Genomic DNA, 19,885 nt, shown 5'->3' with positions numbered 1-19,885 from the left:
CCGTCGAGACCAATGAAAACTGGATGGAGGCCAACCGATACATCAACATGGACGACCTGCGCGAGCACAAGAAGCTCGCTCTGCGTCAAGCCGCATGACCAGCATCATGGCCGCCCCATTTTGCAGAACTTGACGCACACAACCTTCCGGTGCTGCACGCCTGCATGGCGAGGACGGCGCGGTGGCTGGTGCGCGTCGGGCGGTCATGATGCAGGGGCAGATTCCTAACAGATATTGTTAGATCTTGTTGGATGCATTATAATGTGGGTATGAAAAACGAACCTATGCGCACCCTCACCATATCCCTTACCGCGCAGCAGATAGCTCGCCTGCAAAGCGCTATCGAAGGTGGCGGTTATGCTTCCAACAGCGAGATTGTCCGCGACGCCCTGCGCTTATGGGAGCAGCGCGAGGAATTGCGCACGCTCGAACTCCAGCACTTGAAGCGGGCCTATGCCGACGGGATGGGCAGCGGCAAGCCGGTGGCTGTCGACCCCACCGAGTTCATCGACAGCCTGAAGGCAGAACGCCGCGCCCGTGGCTAGCTATAGGCTCACACCGCGCGCTTCGCAGGATTTGCGAGACATCTGGCACACCATCGCCGCCGACAATGAAAGGCAGCAGACAGACTGTTGATGCGCATTTTCGAAAGACTGGAGCTGGCGGCGCAGCACCCCAAGATGGGCTGCGCACGGCCCGAGTTAAGCGCAACGGCCCGCGTGCTCGTCGAAGGCCGTTATATCATCATCTACGAGCCGCAGCCCGATGGTGTTATCGCTGTGGCGATTGTCCACGGGATGCGCGATCCAGACCATTGGTTGTAGGCCGGCAGGCTTACGATCAAATGAAAAGAGCGGCCCATGCCGCCCTTCGCATCTATCAGACGACCGATCCTACTTCGCGTTCGGGTTCGGCATCCAGGCCGGCATGGCGACATCGGCATGGGCGAATTGCGGCAGCTTGGCCGACAGGTCCTCCATGTTCTTGATGTCCTTGTCGATCAGGTCCTTCTGGGTGATCAGCGTCGGCGGCACGATGACGTTGTGGCCGGGATCTTCACCGGCGAGCAGCTGCGCCAGCGCGCGCACCGAGACCTGGCCGACGACGGCAGGGTTGGTGGCGGCGGTGGCGGCCCAGGCGCTGTCAGTCTCGCGCATGGCCGCGATGTCCGAGGTAGAGATGTCGGCGGAGTAGATCTTGATCTTCTTGTTCAGCCCCGCCTCGTCGACGGCGATCTTCACACCCTTGGCGAACTCGTCATAGGGCGCGAACATCACATTGATGTCGGGATGCGCCTGCAGCACCGAGCGCGCCTGGTTGGCGACCGAGTTGGCGATCGGGTTGTCGAGCGTGCCGAACATCGCGACTTCCTTGATGCCGGCATGTTTCTTCTTCACGTCGACCCAGGTCTCGTTGCGGCGGTCGAGCGGCGCGATGCCAGCGACATAGACATAGCCGGCGTTCCAGCTCTCGCCATTGTCCTTGACCGCCTGCTCGAGCGCCAGGCGCGCAAGGTCCTTGTCGGACTGTTCGATCTGCGGGATCTTGGGGTTTTCGACATTGACGTCGAAGGCGACGACCTTGATGCCGGCATCGACCGCGCGCTGGGCGGCGTCCTTCATCGATTCCGTCAGGCCGTGCTGGATGATGATGCCCTGCACGCCGAGTGCGATGGCCTGGTCGACCATGTCGGATTGAAGGGCGGCGTCCTGGCGGCTGTCGAGCACGCGCAGATCGATGCCGAGCGCCTTGGACTGGGACTCGACGCCCGAGAGATAGGCCTGGAAGAAATCGCCGGTCGAGAGATAGCGCACCAGCGCGATCTTGACGCCGGGCTTGTCGAACGGCGCCGGCTTGTCGGCGGCAAAGGCCGGGACCTGCATCAGCATTGTTGCGCCGGCCAATCCGAGCGCGACCTTCCCCAAAAGTCTTCTTGTGATGTTCACGTTCTTTCCTCCGTTTGTTGAACCCAAAACTGTCCCGGCAGCCATTCTATCTCCTGCCCCGGCCGGAAAGGGCGAAGGTAAAGACAAGGGCGACGACGAGAACCACGCCCTTGACGAAATCCTGCGTGTAGTAAGGCGCGTTCATCATCGTCAGGCCTTGCAGCAGGATGCCGACGAACAGCGCGCCGATGGCGGTGCCGAAGGCGTTCGGCTTGGCGGCGCCGAGCACCGCGTAGCCGATCAGCGCCGCGGCAACCGCATCGAGCAGCAGATTATTACCCGACGCGATGTCACCGCGTCCAAGCCGTGCGGCCAGCAAAATCCCGCCGATCGAGGCAAAAACTCCTGAAATGACGTAGGCCCAGATTTTGTATGCCTTGACAGGCGCGCCGGCGAGTTCGGCGGCCCGTTCATTGCTGCCCACGGCATACATCATGCGGCCGAAGCGTGTGTATTCGAGGAAGAACCAGATCAGCACGGCGAGCACGATCAGCACGACCACCGAGACCGGAATGAGGTTCGGGATGAAGAAGTCGAAGCGGTGGCGGCCGAGCGCCAGGAAGGCGTCGGAGAATTTGCCGTTGGCGACCGAGCCGTCCGGCATTGTCATACCGGTGGCGATGGAGCGTCCTTCAGTCGGGATGCGCTGGAGGCCGACGAGCAGGAACATCATGCCGAGCGTCGCCAGCAGATCGGGCACGCGCATATAGACGATCAGCCAGCCATTGATGAGGCCGACAAGGGCGCCGATGAGCAGGCAGATGAGGACAGCGACGACAACGTTCTGCTCCAGCACCACCATGACATAGGCAGCCGCCATCATGGCCGATGTGGCGACCGAGCCGATCGAGAGATCGAAGCCGCCGACAACCAGTGTGGCGGTGACGCCCAGCGCCAGCACGCCGGTGATGGCGACCGACTGGAAAATGAAGACGGCACTTTGCGGCGAGACGAACCCGTCGGCGGCGATGGCGAAATACGCGATCAGCCCGAACAGAAGCACGATGAACCCGTAGCGGATAGCGTAATCGCGCAGCGTCATTCAGCGCCCGCCGTCAATACCCAACTCAAACCCGTGCACTCCATTCCAACCCTCAGTTCTTCAATCATCGTGGCTCAGGCCGCACTGTGCAACGGCCCGCCCGCGACTTCGGCCAGCAGACGGTCGAGATCGACATCGGCGTTGCGGTGTTCGCCGACGATGGTCTGCTCGGACATCACCAATATGCGATCGGCCGTCTCCAGTGCCTCGTCGAGTTCGGTGACGAACAGCAGCGTGGCGCGGCCATTGGCGCTGGCCCTCAGCTTGGCGGCGATGTCGCGCCTGGCGGAGATATCGACGCCCTGGAACGGTTCGTCGAGAATGAACAATCGGGCGTCCTGCGCCATCCAGCGGGCCACCATCACCTTCTGCTGGTTGCCGCCCGACAGAGTGGTCATGTCGTCCTTCTCCGAGCGGCAGACGATGCCGAGATCCTCGATCTGCCGGCGGGCAATAGTGCGTTCAAGGCCGCGTTTGAGAACTGAAAAGCGCGACATGCGCTTGTGGAAGGGCAGGCTGATGTTTTCCTGGATGTTGAAGCCGCCGACGATGCCGTTTTCGCCACGGTCCTTGGCGACCAGAAACACGCCGGCGGCGATGGCTTCGCCCGTCGACCCAGGCGCATAGGGCTTGCCATATAAAGTCATCGTACCGGACAGCGGCTTGCGCAGGCCGAACAGCGTCTCGGCGAGCGCTGTCTTGCCGACGCCGACGAGGCCGGTAATGGCAACGACCTCGCCGTCGCCGAGAGTCAGCGAGAATGGCCGGGCACCAGGGGCGATGCGGAAGGCATCGACGGTCAGGATCGGCTCGGCAGAACTCCTGGCTTCGATGCGGTCAAGATGGATCTTGCGGCCGAGCATGGCGTTAACGGCGCCCTCATAGTCGAGAGGCTTGCTGTCGAAGACGCCTGAGATGACGCCATCGCGCATCGAGACGATGCGGTCGGCCAGCCGCCTGATATCCGACATGCGATGCGAGATGTAGAGGATGGCGACGCCCTGCTCGCGCAAGCGGTCGAGCAGCGCAAACAGCCGGTCGGCCTCGGCGCTGGACAGCGACGAGGTCGGCTCGTCGAGGATCAGCACTTTCGGCTGGTGCGCCATGGCGCGCGCGATGGCCACCATCTGGCGATCGGCCAGCGACAGGTCGCTGATGCGGGCCTTGAGGTCGATGGCGAGCCCCATGCGGTCGGCCACCGCTTTGGCTTCGCGGCGCACCCGGCCGGGGTTGAACAGCAGCGGCGCGCCCTTGCCGCTCAGCCGGTCGAGCGTCAGATTGGTGGCGACATCGAGATCGGCGACGACGCCGTCATTGATGTTTTGGTGCACGGTAACGACACCGGCGCGGATCGCCTCTGCCGGCGTGTTCGGCACAAAGTTGCCGCCAGCGAGGTGCATGATGCCGCCGTCATGGTCGTAGACGCCGCTGATGATCTTGACGAGGGTGGACTTGCCGGCGCCGTTGGCGCCCATCAGCACGGTAATCTCACCGGCATGCAGTTCGAGCGAGACGCCGCCAAGCACCTCGATATGGCCGAAGGATTTCCTCAGCCCGTCCACGCGGAACACGGCATCATTGCCCATTCGTTCCTCCCTGAAGATGACGCTATGGGCTACGTCATCAATTGTCAACTCGATTGACAATTGCCAGTCAGCTTCCTAGCTTGGCCTCACCGCCATCGCTCCACTATGATTGGAGCGAGCAAGCGGGAGGGTGAGGATGACTGCGAAATTGCCGTTTGAAGCACTGTCGGTGGAGACGCTTGCAACGCGCCTCGGTACGAACGAAGCGCTGTGCGCCAAAATCGGCAAGGGCCCTTGGAAGGTGCGCGAGGTCGGCGACGGCAATCTGAACCTCGTCTTCATCGTCGAAGGCGGCTCGGGTGCGGCCGTGGTCAAGCAGGCCCTGCCCTATGTTCGCCTCGTCGGCGACAGCTGGCCGTTGCCGCTCAAACGCTCCTTCTTCGAGTATCACGCGCTGACGCGGCAAGAGGCGCGCGCGCCGGGCTCGGTGCCGGCGATCCTCCATTTTGACGAAGCCCAGGCGCTGATCATCATGGAATATCTGGCGCCGCCGCACATCATCCTGCGCCGCGCCCTGATCGACGGCCGCGAGTTGCCAAATATCGCCCGCGACATCGGCCTGTTCATGGCCCGCACTTTGTTCCGCGGCTCTGATCTCTCCATGCCCACCAAGGACCGCAAGGCCGACCTGGCGCTGTTTGCCGACAATGTCGAGCTCTGCGGCATCACCGAAGACCTGGTGTTTTCCGACCCATATTTCGATGCCAAGCTGAACCGGCATACGTCGCCGCAACTGGACGGCCTGGTTGCCGAACTGCGTGCCGACCGCGACCTCAAGGTCGAAGCGCAGCGGCTGAAGCATATCTTCGCCGCCAATGCCGAGACGCTGCTGCATGGCGACCTGCATTCGGGCTCGATCATGGTCACCGACACCGAGACGCGGATGATCGATCCGGAATTCGCCTTCTACGGTCCGATGGCCTTCGACGTCGGCATGCTGCTCGCCAATTTCTGGATGTCCTACTTCTCGCAGCGCGGCCATGAACACAAGGGCAAGCGTGACGCCATGCGTGCCTATCTGCTCGGGGTGACCAATGACACCTGGACGGTGTTCCGCGCCGAGTTCTCGCATCTATGGCGCACCGAGCGCACCGGCATGCTTTACCAGAAGAGCCTGTTCGAGGATCAGGGCGACATTCTCGCCTCGGAGCAGGCGCTCGACCATGTGCTGCACCAGATCTGGACCGACCTCTTGGGCTTTGCCGGCATCGAGGTGCACCGGCGCATCCTCGGCCTCGCCCACAATGCCGATTTCGAGACCATCGAGGACGAGGATCTGCGAGCCTCCTGCGAGGCCAAGGCGCTGAAATTCGGCCGTCACATCGCCGTCAACCGGCGCCAGATTCACGGCATGGACGAGGTCAATAATCTGGCCGCTTTGATCGAACGGGAGAGCAGGATTTGAACGTCGGCGAGCGCCACTACCGCACCATCTGGCTGAGCGACGACCAGCGTTCGGTCGAGATCATCGACCAGCGCTGGCTGCCGCACGAGTTCCGGGTCGAGACGATCGGGAGCGTTGCCGGCATCGCCACCGCGATCCGTGACATGTGGGTTCGTGGCGCGCCGCTGATCGGCGTCACCGCGGCCTACGGCGTCGCCATCCAGATGGCGGACGATCCGTCTGACGAAGCGCTCGACGCGGTCTGGGAGACGCTGCACAAGACGCGGCCGACTGCGATCAATCTACGCTGGGCACTGGACGAGATGCGGCGGTTCCTCAGGCCGATCGTATTGGGACAGCGCGCGGAGGCGGCCTATAAGCGCGCCGCGGAAATCGCCGACGAGGATGTCGATCTCAATCGCGCCATCGGCGAGAACGGGCTTGCCATCATCAAGGAGATCGCGGCACGCAAGAAGCCGGGCGAGCCGGTCAACATCCTCACCCATTGCAACGCCGGTTGGCTGGCGACGGTCGATTACGGCACCGCCACGTCGCCGATCTATCTCGCCGTCGAGGCCGGCATTCCGGTCCATGTCTATGTCGACGAGACGCGCCCGCGCAACCAGGGCGCCCAGCTGACCGCCTGGGAGATGGCCGGCCACGGCGTGCCGCACACGCTGATCGTCGACAATGCCGGCGGCCATCTGATGCAGCGTGGCGCGGTCGACATGGTGATCGTGGGCACCGACCGCACCACGGCCAATGGCGACGTCTGCAACAAGATCGGCACCTATCTCAAGGCGCTCGCCGCCTCCGATAATGAGGTGCCCTTCTACGTCGCTCTGCCCTCGCCGACCATCGACTGGACAGTGGGTGATGGCCTCACCGAAATCCCGATCGAGGAACGCTCCGGTGACGAGGTGTCGCTGGTCTGGGGCAAGACGGCGGACGGCAAGATCGCGCAGGTTCGGGTTTCGCCCGAAGCGACGCCGGCGGCCAATCCGGCGTTCGATGTGACGCCGGCACGGCTGGTGACGGGGCTGATCACCGAGCGCGGTGTGGCCAAGGCTTCGCGCGAAGGGTTGAAGGCGATGTTCCCCGAACGCGGATAATCTCCCCCCTTGAGGGGGAGATGTCGCCAAAGGCGACAGAGGGGTCGGCGCGTCCTGACGCGACCTCCCAGCACCGACAGATGATGCTAGCGCTCCAGTCGAACCGACCCCCTCTGGCCTGCCGGCCATCTCCCCCTCAATGGGGGAGATTAGCGCCTCACCGGCTGGCTACCGGATTTCAGCCCTGCAACAAGAATTGCGGCCTCGATGGCCGCTGACGGTTGCGGTTCTGGCGAAATCCGGCCAGAAGCATCTAGGCCGGCAATCGGCCGGCCCGCGACGTTGCGCTTGAAACCAGATACGGGAGACTATTGGGTGGCTCGCATAACACTGAGACAATTGCTCGATCACGCCGCCGAGTACGGCTACGGCGTACCCGCTTTCAACATGAACAATATGGAACAGGGCCTCGCCATCATGGAGGCGGCCGAGGAGACCAAGTCGCCGGTCATCCTGCAGGCCAGCCGCGGCGCCCGCGCCTACGCCAATGATGTGGTGCTGGCCAAGCTGATCGACGCGCTGGTCGAAATCCACCCCGACATTCCGGTCTGCATGCATCTCGACCACGGCAACAACGAAGCCACCTGCGTCACCGCCATCCAGTACGGCTTCACCTCTGTCATGATGGACGGCTCGCTGAAAGAGGACGGCAAGACGCCGGCCGACTATGCCTACAATTCCGGCATCACCCGGCGCGTCGTCGACATGGCGCATTGGGGCGGCGTGTCGGTGGAAGGCGAGATCGGTGTGCTCGGTTCGCTTGAGAGCGGCGGCGGCGAGCAGGAGGACGGCCACGGCGTCGAAGGCGCCATCAGCCACGACCAGCTCTTGACCGATCCGGAACAGGCGGTCGAGTTCGTCAAGGACACCCATGTCGATGCGCTGGCAGTCGCCATGGGCACCAGCCACGGCGCCTACAAATTTTCGCGCAAGCCAGACGGCGCGGTGCTGGCGATGAACGTCATCGAGGAAATCCACCGCCGCCTGCCCAACATGCATCTGGTGATGCACGGCTCGTCCTCAGTGCCCGAGGACCTGCAGGAAATCATCAATAGATATGGCGGCCAGATGAAGCCGACCTGGGGCGTGCCGGTGGAAGAGATCCAGCGCGGCATCAAGCACGGCGTGCGCAAGATCAACATCGACACCGACAACCGCATGGCGCTGACCGGCGCCATCCGCAAGGTGCTTACCGAAAACCCGTCGGAGTTCGATCCGCGCAAATATTTGACGCCGGCCATGGCTGCGATGCGCAAGCTGTGCAAGGAGCGCTTCGAGCAGTTCGGCACCGCCGGCAACGCGCAGAAGATCAAGCCGCTGCCGGTGGCCGAGATGGCCAAGCGCTACAAGTCGGGGAGCCTTGATCCGAAGTTTGGGTGAAGTCCCCTGGCGCCTCTTCCTTCTCCCTTGTGGGGAAGAAAGAAGAGCTATTGACATAAAAAAGGCCGGGCGCGAAAGCGGCCCGGCCAAAAGAAGGTCAAGAACCTTCAGAGGGGAACACCGCTCGGTGGAATGGGAGGAAACCGCCGAACGATAATTCCTATATGCGCGTATTCGCCGCATATGGCGACGAACGGCTTTCTAAAACAACGCGAGATTCGGAAATTTCGTTCTCGTTTTGAAAGATTTCAGCCGGTGAGGCGTCGGTTTCCAGAAGATCGGCATAGTGCCGGCGCGCCACGTCGGGATGCGAGCGCAGGCGGCTCTTCAGCACATTGGTGCCGACATTGCGAAACAGCGGGTTGTCGGGATCGCTGGCCGGCCCCCGCGCCTCGGCCGCTACATCCTCGGGCAGGTCGAGCAGCGGAATCGTGGCGTCGAGCCGGGCGCTGAAGAAGAACGGGACCGAGACGCGCTCGACGCCGGCCGGCGGTGTCACCACACGGTGGACTGTCGCCCGGAGATAGCCGTTCGACGCCAGTTCGAGCAGTTCGCCGATGTTGACCACCAGCGTGTCGGGCAGCGGATCGACGTCGACCCAGGCGCCGTCATATTCGACCTGCAGCCCCTTGTTCTCGTCCTGCAGCAGAAGCGTCAGGAAACCGCCATCCTTGTGCGCGCCGACGCCCTGGTTGTCGCCGGTGGCGTCGCGGCCGGGGTAGCGCACGATCTTCATGCGATGGTTGGGCTCGGCCCGGTAGATCGGATCGAAGGCGTCCTCGGCCTGGTCGAGCGACAAAGCGAAGGCCCTAAGCAGCCGGATCGCCACCGCGGTCGCCTTGGCCTGCCATGCGAGCAGCGCCGGCTTCAGCTCGGGCAGCGTGGCCGGCCACTGGTTGGGCCCTTGCAGCCGCGTCCAGGCGGGCACGCCGGGGCCTTGTTCGATGGCCGCGCGTTCGACGCCGATGTCGAGCTGTTCGCGCCAGTCGGCCTTGCCTTTGGTCAGCTCGCCGCCGGCGCGCGTGTAGCCGCGGAACTGCGAGGACTTGACCATTTCAATTGCCAGTTTGTCGGCTTCCGGCAGGGCAAAGAAGCGGCGCGACGCGTCGAGCACTTCTGCGGTATCCGCAGCCGATATGCCGTGGCCGGTCAAATAGAAGAAGCCGACATCGCGCGCGGCCGTGCGCAGGTCGAAGAGAAACGTTCGCCGTTCCGAAGCGCCCTGCTCGAGGCGGCCGAGATCAAGCACGGGTACGATCCTGGGCATGGTCAAGCTCCTTGTTCCGCTGTCACGGTGGCACGCAGGCCGGTCCGATCAAAGCAACGCGCAATCCAATCTCGGCGCCGATAGAGAAAGCCGGCGCTGCGTTTGGCAGCCTGCCGGCAAATAACGTTCGTGGCGCTCATCCGCGCCGGTCCAGCCTGGCGACCAGCCGGTCGCCGACCCACTGGATGCCGCAAACGAGGATGATCAGCACAATGACCACGGCGACCATGACGCTGGTCTCAAAACGCTGGTAGCCGTAGCGGATGGCGAGGTCGCCAAGCCCGCCGGCACCGATGGCGCCGGCCATGGCCGAGGCGCCGATCAGCGTTACCAGCGTCACCGTGAAACCGGCGACGATGCCGGGCAATGCTTCGGGCACCAGCACCTCGCGGATGATCGTCCAGCGATTGCCGCCCATGGCGCGTGCCGCCTCGATCAGGCCGCGATCGACCTCGCGCAGCGACACTTCGGCGATGCGGGCATAGTAGGGCGTCGCCGCAATCGACAACGGCACGATCGCCGCCCAGGTGCCGATCGAGGTGCCGACGATCAGCCGCGTCACCGGGATCAGCGCCACCAGAAGGATGATGAAAGGCACCGAGCGGAAGCCGTTGATGACGGCGCCGAGCGCGCGGTTCACCCACAGGCTTTCGGCAATGCCGCCGCGCTCGGTGGCAATCAATGCCAGGCCGAGCGGCAGCCCGAAGACGAGCGAGATAAGGCCCGATGCCGCCGTCATCAGGACCGTCTCCCAGATCGAGCGCAGCAGAAGTTCAAACAGAACCGGCGACATGGCCAAGCACCTCCACCCGTGCGTCGCGGGCCTTCAGGAATGCGATTACTTTGGACAGATGTTTCGGATCGTTGCCCGCGACCGCAAGGAACAGCGTGCCGACCGGCTGCTGCTGGACATGGTCGATGCCACCATGGACGAGGCGGAACCGTCCCGGCACGGCCACCGCAAGATCGGACAGCAGCGGACCGCGCGCGGCCTCACCGGCGACGTCGACCCTGAGGATGAGCTCGGCGCCGCCTCCGGGAGCAAGCCGGCCGGCAATCTCGGCCGGCAGTTGCGGGCGGATGCCGCCGAGCAGGCTCCTGGTGATTTCGGAACGCGGCTCGGCAAAGACCGACCACACCGGGCCTTGTTCGACGATGCGCCCGGCATCGATCACCGCGACGCGGTCGGCGATCGAGCGGATCACCTCCATCTCGTGGGTGATGAGCAGGATGGTGAGGCCGAGCTGCCGGTTGATGTCTTTCAGCAAGGCCAGGATGGAGCGCGTCGTCTCCGGATCGAGCGCTGAGGTCGCCTCGTCGGACAGCAGCAGCGCCGGCCGCGCGGCCAGCGCCCTGGCGATGCCGACGCGCTGCTTCTGGCCGCCCGACAGCGAGGACGGATAGGCCTTCGCCTTCTCCGACAGGCCGACGAGGTCGAGCAATTCGGCGGCGCGCGCCAGCCGTTCGGCCTTTGGGCGGCCCTCGATCTTCAGCGGCAGCGCGACATTGTCCTCCACGGTCTTGGCCGACAGCAGATTGAAGTGCTGGAAGATCATGCCGATGCGACGCCGCAGCGGCTGCAATTCACGCTCGCCGAGCCGGCCGATCTCGCGGCCCTCGATGAAGACGTCGCCGGAGTCCGGCCGCTCCAGCCCGTTGAGGCAGCGGATCAGCGTCGACTTGCCGGCGCCGCTGCGGCCGATGATGCCGAGGATCTCGCCCTTGCGCACCGTCAGCGAGACGCCGTCGAGCGCAGGTGTCGCGCCGAAGCGGCGCTTGAGGTCGACCAGGCGTACGACATCTTCCTGCCCGGCCGATATATTGACCGGACCGGATGCTTCGGCCGTGACGTGCTGGTTCATCTCACTGTCCGTTTCGACGCTCGACAAATGCGACGGCGGCCCGCTCAACAGCGGGTCGCCTGCTCCTGACAACCAGGCGCCGATCAATAGGCGCTGATCCCGGTGCCCTTGTAGACCTTGTCGAACTCGGCCTTGACCTTCTCGTTCTGGTAGGACGCGACCAGCGTCTTTACCCAGCCCTCGTTCTCGTTGCCGGATTTGACGGCGATGAAGTTGCGGTAGGGGTTGTCGGCCACCGGCTCCTGGGCGATGCGGTTATCCGGGCCGAGACCGCTCTTCAGCGCCCAGTCGGTGTTGACGACGGCCGCATCGAGATCCTCGACCGAACGCCCGACAATGCCGGCATCCAGTTCCTTGATGACGACCTTCTTAGGGTTCTCGGCAATGTCGGCGGTAGTCGCCAGGATGCCGGTGCCGTCCTTCAGCTTGATCACGCCTTCGTTCTGCAGAACGCGCAACGCGCGACCCTCATTCGAGGGGTCGTTGGGCAGGCCGATGACGGCGCCTTCGGGCAGGTCGGCAACCTTGGTGTATTTCTTGGAGTAGAGGCCGATCGGCCAGACGCCGGTGTAGCCGACGCGCACGATGTGGTACCCTTGGGTCTTGATCTGGTTGTCGAGATAGGGCTGGTGCTGGAAGGCGTTGGCGTCGATCTCGCCGCGCTCGAGCGCCTCGTTGGGCTGGGTGTAGTCGTTGAACACCACGGTGTCGACGGTCAGGCCTTTTTCGGCGGCCTGGGCGACGACGACGCGCCAGACATCCTCATCCTCGCCGCTGATGATGCCGACCTTGATAGACTTCTTGTCCTCGGCGAAGGACGGCGTCGGCTGAGCCAGACCGGCAAGCGTGACGGCCGAGGCAAAAAGTGCCGCAAGGGCAGCTCGCCGGCTGATGGCTGAAAAAAGAAGAGAGCTGGAAGCGTTTCCGCGTTCGGACATTGTCGATCCCTCGTAATCCTGAAGTCATTGCGGCGAGGTGGAATACCAAGCCTTGACGACATCATCGGCAATGCTGCTTGCCGGATCAAAGAACCGCATTTCTTCTCAAACACGAAGCCGGGAATATTCTCTCAAAGATTTCGCAATTGCGAGAACGGTCACGCCGGACCGGTCAGAATGTCTCGACAAAGGGCCGCAGCTCGACCTCGAAGCTCCAGGCGCTGCGATGCTGGCGATGGGTCGCGAGATAGGTCTGCGCGATCGCATCGGGCGACAGCTGGCTGTCCGGTCGCTCGGGCTTCGTCCCGACCGGCTCGATCTGGCCGTCGATAATGAAATGGGCGACATGGATGTTCTTCGGGAAGAGTTCGCGCGCCATCGACTGAGCCAGACCGCGCAGGCCGAATTTCGGCATGGCAAAGCCGGCGGAGTTGGGAAAGCCCTTGGTGCTGGCCGAAGCGCCGGTGAACAGGATCGAGCCGGAGCCGCGCGAAAGCAGCCGCCGCGCCGCCTGCTGGCCGACCAGGAAGCCGCCATAGGCGCCAACCAGCAGCGCCTGTTTGACCGCATCGGGTTCGACCTCGGCGATCGGGCCGCGCGTGCGGCCGCTGGCGTTGAAGACCGCAAGCGCCAGCGGACCTTGCTTGTCGGCGGTGTCGAACAGGCCGGCGACGGAGGCCGGGTCGGCGACGTCGGTTTCGACGGCCAGTGCGCCGGTTTCCCCGACCAGCGCCGCGAGCTTGGCCGTGTTGCGGGCGGCCAGCACCACGCGGAAGCCTTCCTTGGTGAGAAGACGGGCCAGCGAGCCGCTCAGGCCCGCGCCCGCGCCCGCGATCACTGCGACTTCGGATGCCATGCCGTTTCTCCCTGGCGATTGATGTGCTTGTTCCATAGCTGGCGTCTTGAACGGCAAGAGGCAAGAACGGCGTTGCTCGATTTTCGCTGTTCGGTGAAAAACTCTGCCGGCAGGTTCGGAGCAATCGACCGCGGCCAGGGTCTTGCCTGGCGAGACAATCCGTCCGACAGGTGATTGCGTTGGAATCGCAAACGGTGTCGCAAGGGAGTCGACCGTGGAACCAATCTGGGCCGTCGGCCTGATGACCGGCACCGTGCTTGACGGCAATATCGACGTGGCGCTGATCAAGACCGATGGAGAGCGGATCGCCGATTTCGGCACCTATACGCTGGCCCCCTACCCCGCAGCGATCCGTGCCTTGCTGGAGGAGACGCTGCGTCAGGCCCGGGTGTGGAATTTCGACGGGCCGGAGCCGGCGATCTTTGCCGAAGCCGAGGAGGCGCTGACGCGGGCGCAGTCGGCGGCGGTGAAGGACCTTGTCGAAAGCTACGGCCTGACCATGGGCGATATCGGCGTGGTCGGTTTTCACGGCCAAACCGTGCTGCATCGTGCCCCGCAACCCGGGCGGCGCGGCGATACGCGCCAGTTGGGCGATGGCGCGCTGATGCATTCCATTTTGGGCGCCAAGGTCGCCTATGATTTCCGCTCGGACGATGTGCGCGCCGGCGGCCAGGGCGCACCGCTGGCGGCTGCCTACCACGCGGCGCTTTTGAGGGAAGCCGACGCCAGCGGGGACACCGCTGTGCTCAATCTCGGCGGTGTCGGCAACGTCACTTGGTGGGACGGCAAGGACAACATCGTCGCCTTCGACACTGGCCCGGCCAACGCGCCGCTCAACGATTTCATCAAGGCAAACGGCCTCGGCGAGATGGACCGCGACGGCGCACTGGGCGCGGCCGGCACCGTCGATGAAGCGCGGCTGGCCAAATTGCTCCAGCATCCGTATCTGACCAAGCCCTATCCGAAATCGCTCGACCGTTTCGACTTCGGCGCCGCCATGGCCGACGGCCTCAGCGCAGAGGATGGGGCGGCGACGCTGACGGCCTTCACCGTCTCGGCCGTCGGCAAGGCGCTCGATTTGTTGCCGCGCCGGCCGAAGCGCCTAGCGGTCAGTGGCGGCGGCCGCCGCAACCCGACGATGATGGCGATGCTGGCGAGGCGCGCCAACGTCGAGGTGGTGCAGGCCGAGACACTGGGCTGGAAAGGCGATGCGGTGGAGGCCGAATGCTTTGCCTTCCTTGCCGTGCGCGTGCTGCGCGGCCTGCCGATCAGCTTTCCCAGCACCACCGGCGTGCCGCGGCCGATGCAAGGCGGGCGGCTGGCAGGTTAGAGCTTCTTCTGCAGGAAGATGCGGCTGCGGCCGATGGGAAAGTCAGGCAGCTCGCCGAAACGCCGGTAGCCTTGCCGCTCATAGACTTTGGCCGCTGTCGGATTGAACGTGTCGATCCAGGCGTTCTGGCAGCCCCGGGCGACTGCTTCGCGCTCGGCAGCGTCCAGCATGTCGCCGGCCATATGCTGGCCGCGCAGGCGTTCGTCGACCCACAGCCATTGCACATAGAGCCAGCCCCAGGCGGTGTATCCCGAAATGCCGGCGACGACAGCGCCGTGCTCGTCACGAACGAAGACCGCGATCGGCTTGCGGCCGGAGGGGCCGACATCGCCGTCATTGAACGCCGTCAGCCGCTCGGCCAGGAAGGCGAGGTCGTCTGACGAGGGGTCGGCAGTGGTTTCAAGCGTCGTCTTCATCCGGGCGGGGCTCGCATGGCAAGCCAAGCTCTAGCGAAGGACGGGATGAGGACGCAAGCTTTACGGCTTGATGGGCGGAGGCGACCGCCATGACCCCGCTGCTGCCGCAACCAGCATCAGCACGGCGGCGACGATCGCGCAGATGGCAAAGCCGAACGATGAATAAAGCGGCCCGAAGCTGGTGGTGCCGATGAAGACGGCGAGGTAGGTGACCGAACTGTTCAGGCCCATGATGGTGCCACGGCGCGACGGATCGAGCGCGGTAAGGCGCATCACCAGCACGTTCAGGCCGAAATGATTGGCAAGGCCCCATATGGCGATCATAGCCAGGATCAGCACGAAATTACTGCTTGCGAGCGCGATGGCGACATAGACGACGGCGACCAGCAGATAGGCGAAGGGCATGACGCGCCGCGCGCCGATGCGGTCGATGACGCCGTCGAGGAAGGCCGCGGCGCCGAAGCCGGCGCCATAGGCGAGCGCGGCCAGCGCATTGGCGCTGACGGGCTCGCCCAGATCCTGGTGCAGATGATCGCCGAGATAGCCGTACACGCCGTAAAAAGCGGTCATGAAGGCGGTGCAGGCGATGAGCAGCGGCACGATCCCCGGAATGGCCAGCGCAACGAACGGCGACGGCGCCGGGCCGCTCTTCCTGACGTCGCTGAGCGAGGTCATCGACAAGGCAGCAAGCGCAATGGCGGAAAGCACCGCGACGGCGGCGAAGACGGCGCGCCAGTGCACGAGATCGGCAAGCACGGCCGACAGCGACACGCCGGCCACCATGGAGACCGTCCAGCCGGTCAGCACGACGCCGATCGTGCCGCTTTCGCGGCCGGGCGGCGCAATTGCCGCTGCACTGGCATAGATGGCCGGCATGGCGACGCCGGCGGCGATGCCGGCGACGGCCTGGGCCGCGACCAGCATGATCACCGTCGGCGCCAGCGCGCTGGCGAGAAGCCCGACCGCCAGCAACAGCAGAGCGCCCTGCAGCATGCGGCGGGCGCCGACGCCGTCGATATAGCGGGCGAGGAACAAAGCGCTGGCGGAAGTGCCGAGACCGAAGGCAGCCGACGCGGCCATCACCGCCGGCACGCTGGTGCCGAAGGATGCGGCGACTGCCGGAGCAATTGGACCCAGGACCAGCGAGTTCGAGCCCATGACGGCGATGCAGCCGGTCAGGAGGTAGGCCAGCGCCGGGATCGGCTGATGGAGCGTTGCAGCTTGATGCGCGTTCGTCATCGGGTCATAATGGCCGAACTGAATTCCGCGACAACAAGGAATTTCGATATGGACGAAGAAACAGATGGGGTTCTGCAGAACAAGGTAGCTCCCCGCGAGCTCGACGCAATCGACCGAAAAATATTAGGCGTGCTGGTCGAGGATGCGACGATCAGCTACGCCGAACTTGGCGAACGCGTCTGCCTTTCGCCGCCTGCGGCGCATGAGCGGGTCAAGCGCCTGCGGCGCAGCGGCGCCATCCGCGGCACCGCTGTGATCATCGACCCGAAGGCGGTGAAGAAGCCGCTGCTCACCTTCGTGCATATCGATACCAAGGGCTGGGGCAAGACACCGGAGCTGATGGCCGTCTCCCAATATCCTGAGGTCGAGGAAATCCATTCGGTGGCCGGCGACACCTGCATGCTTCTGAAGGTCCGCACCGAGGACACCAGGGCGCTCGAAGGCCTGCTGGCGCGTCTCTACGAAACGCCCGGCGTCACCTCGACGCGAAGCTATGTCGTGCTGTCGACCTATCTCGAGCGCCCGGTGCAGCCCGAGATCACGGCGCAATGGCCGACGCCCCGGCATATGGCCACGCCGTTGTACTGATCTGCGCTATCTTCGTCTTGCCGGGGCCACAACAATCCTTCACAAACGGCACCCTATATTGATGCCAGGCATTGATTTGGGGTGACGAGAGGCGCGGCTTGGAATTCGAACTGAAAACCATCGAGGCGCTGGCCCCCGATCAGGCGTCGCTAAGCGCCGCCTCGAAGCTCACCAAGCGCTCGAACTGGCCGCGGCTGGAGAAGAACGAGCAGCAGGCGCTGATCTGGGGCGAATGCCAGGGCTCGGGATCCAACCCCTATCGCACCGTCGTCGACACCGGCGACCACGGCTACAAATGCACCTGCCCGTCGCGAAAATTTCCCTGCAAGCACACGCTGGCGCTGATGTGGATCGCCGCCACGGCGCCGGCCAGCTTCACATCAGCCGAAACAACGCCGGAATGGGTCAATGACTGGCTTGGCCGGCGCAGGAAGACTGCGCCCCCGCCGGTCGACGCAAAGCCTGGCAGGGGCGCGTCTGGCAAGAGCATTGGCGAGGCCTCGCAGGCGGAGGAAAGCACCGTCGATGACGCCGCCGCGACGGAGCGCCGCGAGACGGCGCAGCGCAAGCGGGCGGAAGATACGCGCACCGCGGTGGCAGGCGCGCTGGACGAACTCGACCAGTGGATTGCCGACCAGCTGCGGCTCGGCCTTTCCGCCTTTGCCGACGCCAGCAGCGAGCGCTGCCGCCGCATTGCCGCGCGGCTTGTCGACATGAAGGCGACGGCGCTTGCCGGACGCATCGACGAAATCCCGGCCCGGCTAATGGCGCTGCGCAGCGAGGAACGGCCGGACGCGGCGATCCGCGAACTCGGCAAGCTGGTGCTGCTGGCCAAAGCCTGGCGCTCGGCGCCCGACGATCCCGAGCTGAAGCGACTGGTGTCGGCGTCCGAAACCCGCGACCAGGTTCTGTCCAGTCCCGACGCGAAGCAGGTCGACAGCCATTGGGAGGTCGTCGGCGAGAAGATCGAGACCCGCCGCGACGGTCTCGTCAGCCATTCGACCTGGCTGCTCGATCTGAAAAGCCCGACGCCGCAGTTTGGGCTGCTGCTCGATTTCTTTCCGGCTTCGGCCGGCCGCCGCTCGGCGGCGTTCACGCCCGGTGACCGGTTCCACGCCCGCCTGGTATTCTACCCGTCGCGCCAGCCACTGCGGGCCTTGGTGGCGGAGCGCAAGGGCGACGTCGTGTCGGGCGCCTGGCCGGATTTCGGCCTCGACGCTGTCAAGGACCCGCTCGCGGCGCATGCGGCGCACCAGGACGCAGCGCCCTGGTCGACCGATAGCCCGCTGATGCTGCCTGCCGGCGCGATCCTGCTCGATGAGCGCGGCACCGCCTGGTGGCAAGCGGCGCACGACCCGCAAGGGATCGCCCTGCCTGTTAGCGGGACCGTCGATCAGACCGTGCTTGGCCTCGACCTCGCGGCCACGGCAGCGCTTTGGAACGGCGCGCGGCTCGATCTGCTGGCCGCGCAAAGCGGCTTCGGGAGGCTCGATCTGTCATGAACGAGCTCGAACTAACCGGCCTGGCGACGATGCGCGACTGCTGGATCACCGGCGGAACCGCGTTCGATCTGGCGCCAACCGCATGGAAGGAGATCGCGCGTGGCGCAAGCCCGGACGAACGGGAGCGACGTCTGCTGGCGATCGCGGCGCAGGCGCTCGATGTCGGCCTGCGGCCGTCGGCGCCGAAGACGCTGAAGCGGCGCCCGCCGCTGCCGAGGCTTGGCCTGCCACTGCTGCCGGAGCGGTTGCGGCCGCTGTTGCGGGCGGCCCTGAAGAACGCCGCCGATGCGCGGCGCAAGTCGCGCGTCGCGACGCTCGTCGCCAGCCGCGGCTACGTGCTGCATCCGATGGACTGGATGCCGTCGGCATCAGACCAGAACAGCCCTGACATCTATGCGCCGTGGATCGACTGGCAGGCCAGCGTCGAGGGGCTGAAGATTGCCCCGCAGGAGCAGCTGACGGCGCAGAACTGGGATGACTTTTACCCCGCCGCGCGCCGTATCGCGTTGGCCGAGATGCGCCGTCGCGATCCGGCCACGGCCCGCAGCCTGATGGAAGCCAAGGCGACGGGCGAGCCGGCTGAAGTCCGGCTGGCGCTCATCGAACTCATGCATTTCAACCTGACGCCCACGGACGCGCCGTTCCTGAAAAGCCTGGCCACTGACCGCTCCGGCAAGGTGCAGGAACTGGCGAGCCGGCTGCTGGCGAGGTTGGGCGAGCACGGTCGTGTTGGTGGCGGTGCCGACGATCCCGTTGCCGAACTTGCGGCCTTCATCGCAGAAGGCAAATCCGGCTTCATCCGCCGCCGCACCACCTACACGCCGGCAAAGCTCAAATCGCCGGCGCAGGAAAAGCGCCGCGCCGAATTGTTCGAGACCTGCAACCTGGTCGACCTCGCTTCCCGATTTGGGGTCAGCGAACCCGATTTCATTGCAGCCTGGCAATTCGGTGCCGACAAAAATGCGGACATCCAGATCTCACGAATGGTCGCAGCGTCGGGCAGCGACGCTGCCGTAACGCAGATGGCCGACACACTAGTCGCCGGGGGAGGCAAGCCGGCACTATTCGTGCTGCACCTGACACCGCGCCTGGATAGCCGCAGGAAGCGTGTCCTGGTCAGACTGATCCTGAAAGATACGCCGCAGTATATTGGCGCGCTCACCCTTGCCGAGGGCTTCGAAGCCAACTGGCTGGAATGGCCCGACCTGACGAACGGCCAGGGCTTGGCGGCATTGCGTTCGGCTGTCGCCCGCGATGATGACGCTATGAAGCGAACCGCCGACGACCTGCTGGAAACGATGGGCTTTCTGGCCACTGCGGCGACAGCGGAAAAATTGATCGAGCATGTCGTTGCGGCTGGCATGCCGCCGGCGGCAGCCTCGCTCGCTTTCCTGCGCCTCAACGCGGCCCTGACGGGAACCAACACATGACAATCCG

General features: G+C 64.7%; 19 protein-coding genes. 9 read left to right on the top strand and 10 right to left on the bottom strand.

The window, feature by feature from the left end:
- Positions 1–284: 284 nt before the first annotated feature.
- Both NKJ78_RS14000 and NKJ78_RS13995 read left to right on the top strand, forming a co-directional pair.
- On the top strand, positions 285–545 hold the full coding sequence (locus NKJ78_RS14000; protein ID WP_023738422.1) for a ribbon-helix-helix domain-containing protein: 261 nt from the start codon (positions 285–287) through the stop codon (positions 543–545).
- A gap of 90 nt (positions 546–635) precedes the next feature.
- A complete protein-coding gene (locus NKJ78_RS13995; protein WP_348524242.1) occupies positions 636–824 on the top strand; it encodes a type II toxin-antitoxin system RelE/ParE family toxin in 189 nt (62 codons plus the stop codon).
- Positions 825–893: 69 nt separating this feature from the next.
- Here the strand turns inward: NKJ78_RS13995 and NKJ78_RS13990 are convergent, their stop codons facing one another.
- The 3 genes from NKJ78_RS13990 to NKJ78_RS13980 all read right to left on the bottom strand — a co-directional run bounded on the left by NKJ78_RS13990 (position 894) and on the right by NKJ78_RS13980 (position 4,574).
- A complete protein-coding gene (locus NKJ78_RS13990; RefSeq protein WP_023692173.1) occupies positions 894–1,946 on the bottom strand; it encodes a substrate-binding domain-containing protein in 1,053 nt (350 codons plus the stop codon).
- Positions 1,947–1,992: 46 nt separating this feature from the next.
- Complete coding sequence (locus NKJ78_RS13985) at positions 1,993–2,988, bottom strand: ABC transporter permease (RefSeq protein ID WP_023668572.1); 996 nt, start codon at positions 2,986–2,988, stop codon at positions 1,993–1,995.
- Positions 2,989–3,062: 74 nt separating this feature from the next.
- A complete protein-coding gene (locus tag NKJ78_RS13980; protein WP_023738420.1) occupies positions 3,063–4,574 on the bottom strand; it encodes a sugar ABC transporter ATP-binding protein in 1,512 nt (503 codons plus the stop codon).
- Positions 4,575–4,710: 136 nt separating this feature from the next.
- On the opposite strand from NKJ78_RS13980, the gene mtnK reads away from it, so the two are divergent.
- The 3 genes from mtnK (at position 4,711) to fba (ending at position 8,450) form a co-directional block, all read left to right on the top strand.
- Positions 4,711–5,979 (top strand): S-methyl-5-thioribose kinase, encoded by a 1,269-nt coding sequence (gene mtnK, locus NKJ78_RS13975; protein ID WP_023704828.1) that lies wholly within the window; start codon positions 4,711–4,713, stop codon positions 5,977–5,979.
- The gene (gene mtnA, locus NKJ78_RS13970) at positions 5,976–7,070 is read left to right on the top strand and encodes an S-methyl-5-thioribose-1-phosphate isomerase (protein ID WP_023668575.1); all 1,095 of its coding nucleotides are present in this window, start codon (positions 5,976–5,978) and stop codon (positions 7,068–7,070) included. Before mtnK ends, mtnA begins: the two co-directional genes overlap by 4 nt.
- A 315-nt stretch (positions 7,071–7,385) precedes the next feature.
- A complete protein-coding gene (gene fba, locus NKJ78_RS13965; protein ID WP_023687044.1) occupies positions 7,386–8,450 on the top strand; it encodes a class II fructose-bisphosphate aldolase in 1,065 nt (354 codons plus the stop codon).
- A gap of 160 nt (positions 8,451–8,610) precedes the next feature.
- Here fba and NKJ78_RS13960 read toward each other — a convergent pair whose 3' ends face one another.
- The 5 genes from NKJ78_RS13960 to NKJ78_RS13940 form a co-directional block, all read right to left on the bottom strand.
- Positions 8,611–9,717, bottom strand: coding sequence for an isopenicillin N synthase family dioxygenase (locus tag NKJ78_RS13960; RefSeq protein ID WP_023704826.1), 1,107 nt, complete (start codon positions 9,715–9,717; stop codon positions 8,611–8,613).
- A 136-nt stretch (positions 9,718–9,853) separates the two neighbouring features.
- Positions 9,854–10,510, bottom strand: a complete 657-nt coding sequence (locus tag NKJ78_RS13955; protein WP_023668578.1) for a methionine ABC transporter permease — start codon at positions 10,508–10,510, stop codon at positions 9,854–9,856.
- Entirely contained in the window at positions 10,491–11,579 is a 1,089-nt protein-coding gene (locus NKJ78_RS13950) for a methionine ABC transporter ATP-binding protein (RefSeq protein ID WP_023687042.1), read from the bottom strand. Before NKJ78_RS13950 ends, NKJ78_RS13955 begins: the two co-directional genes overlap by 20 nt.
- Positions 11,580–11,662: 83 nt before the next feature.
- A complete protein-coding gene (locus NKJ78_RS13945) occupies positions 11,663–12,517 on the bottom strand; it encodes a MetQ/NlpA family lipoprotein (protein ID WP_352562479.1) in 855 nt (284 codons plus the stop codon).
- Between the two features lie 172 nt (positions 12,518–12,689).
- A complete protein-coding gene (locus NKJ78_RS13940) occupies positions 12,690–13,373 on the bottom strand; it encodes an SDR family NAD(P)-dependent oxidoreductase (protein WP_352460787.1) in 684 nt (227 codons plus the stop codon).
- Between the two features lie 214 nt (positions 13,374–13,587).
- Between NKJ78_RS13940 and NKJ78_RS13935 the strand changes: the two genes are divergently transcribed.
- The gene (locus tag NKJ78_RS13935; RefSeq protein WP_352460788.1) at positions 13,588–14,703 is read left to right on the top strand and encodes an anhydro-N-acetylmuramic acid kinase; all 1,116 of its coding nucleotides are present in this window, start codon (positions 13,588–13,590) and stop codon (positions 14,701–14,703) included.
- Here the strand turns inward: NKJ78_RS13935 and NKJ78_RS13930 are convergent.
- On the bottom strand, positions 14,700–15,119 hold the full coding sequence (locus NKJ78_RS13930) for a GNAT family N-acetyltransferase (RefSeq protein WP_023668583.1): 420 nt from the start codon (positions 15,117–15,119) through the stop codon (positions 14,700–14,702). The genes NKJ78_RS13935 and NKJ78_RS13930 overlap by 4 nt on opposite strands.
- A 60-nt stretch (positions 15,120–15,179) precedes the next feature.
- Positions 15,180–16,358, bottom strand: coding sequence for an MFS transporter (locus tag NKJ78_RS13925; RefSeq protein ID WP_352460789.1), 1,179 nt, complete (start codon positions 16,356–16,358; stop codon positions 15,180–15,182).
- A 48-nt stretch (positions 16,359–16,406) separates the two neighbouring features.
- Between NKJ78_RS13925 and NKJ78_RS13920 the strand changes: the two genes are divergently transcribed.
- The 3 genes from NKJ78_RS13920 to NKJ78_RS13910 all read left to right on the top strand — a co-directional run bounded on the left by NKJ78_RS13920 (position 16,407) and on the right by NKJ78_RS13910 (position 19,878).
- Complete coding sequence (locus NKJ78_RS13920; RefSeq protein ID WP_023687041.1) at positions 16,407–16,946, top strand: Lrp/AsnC family transcriptional regulator; 540 nt, start codon at positions 16,407–16,409, stop codon at positions 16,944–16,946.
- Positions 16,947–17,044: 98 nt separating this feature from the next.
- Complete coding sequence (locus NKJ78_RS13915) at positions 17,045–18,448, top strand: SWIM zinc finger family protein (protein WP_023709952.1); 1,404 nt, start codon at positions 17,045–17,047, stop codon at positions 18,446–18,448.
- Positions 18,445–19,878, top strand: a complete 1,434-nt coding sequence (locus NKJ78_RS13910; RefSeq protein WP_352460790.1) for a DUF5691 domain-containing protein — start codon at positions 18,445–18,447, stop codon at positions 19,876–19,878. The genes NKJ78_RS13915 and NKJ78_RS13910 overlap by 4 nt, the downstream gene beginning before the upstream one ends.
- Positions 19,879–19,885 lie beyond the last annotated feature (7 nt).

Source organism: Mesorhizobium sp. M0037, from assembly GCF_040323635.1.
Classification (GTDB): domain Bacteria; phylum Pseudomonadota; class Alphaproteobacteria; order Rhizobiales; family Rhizobiaceae; genus Mesorhizobium.
Note: the sequence above shows the minus strand (reverse complement) of the source record. Positions and strands in the feature narration are given on the sequence as shown.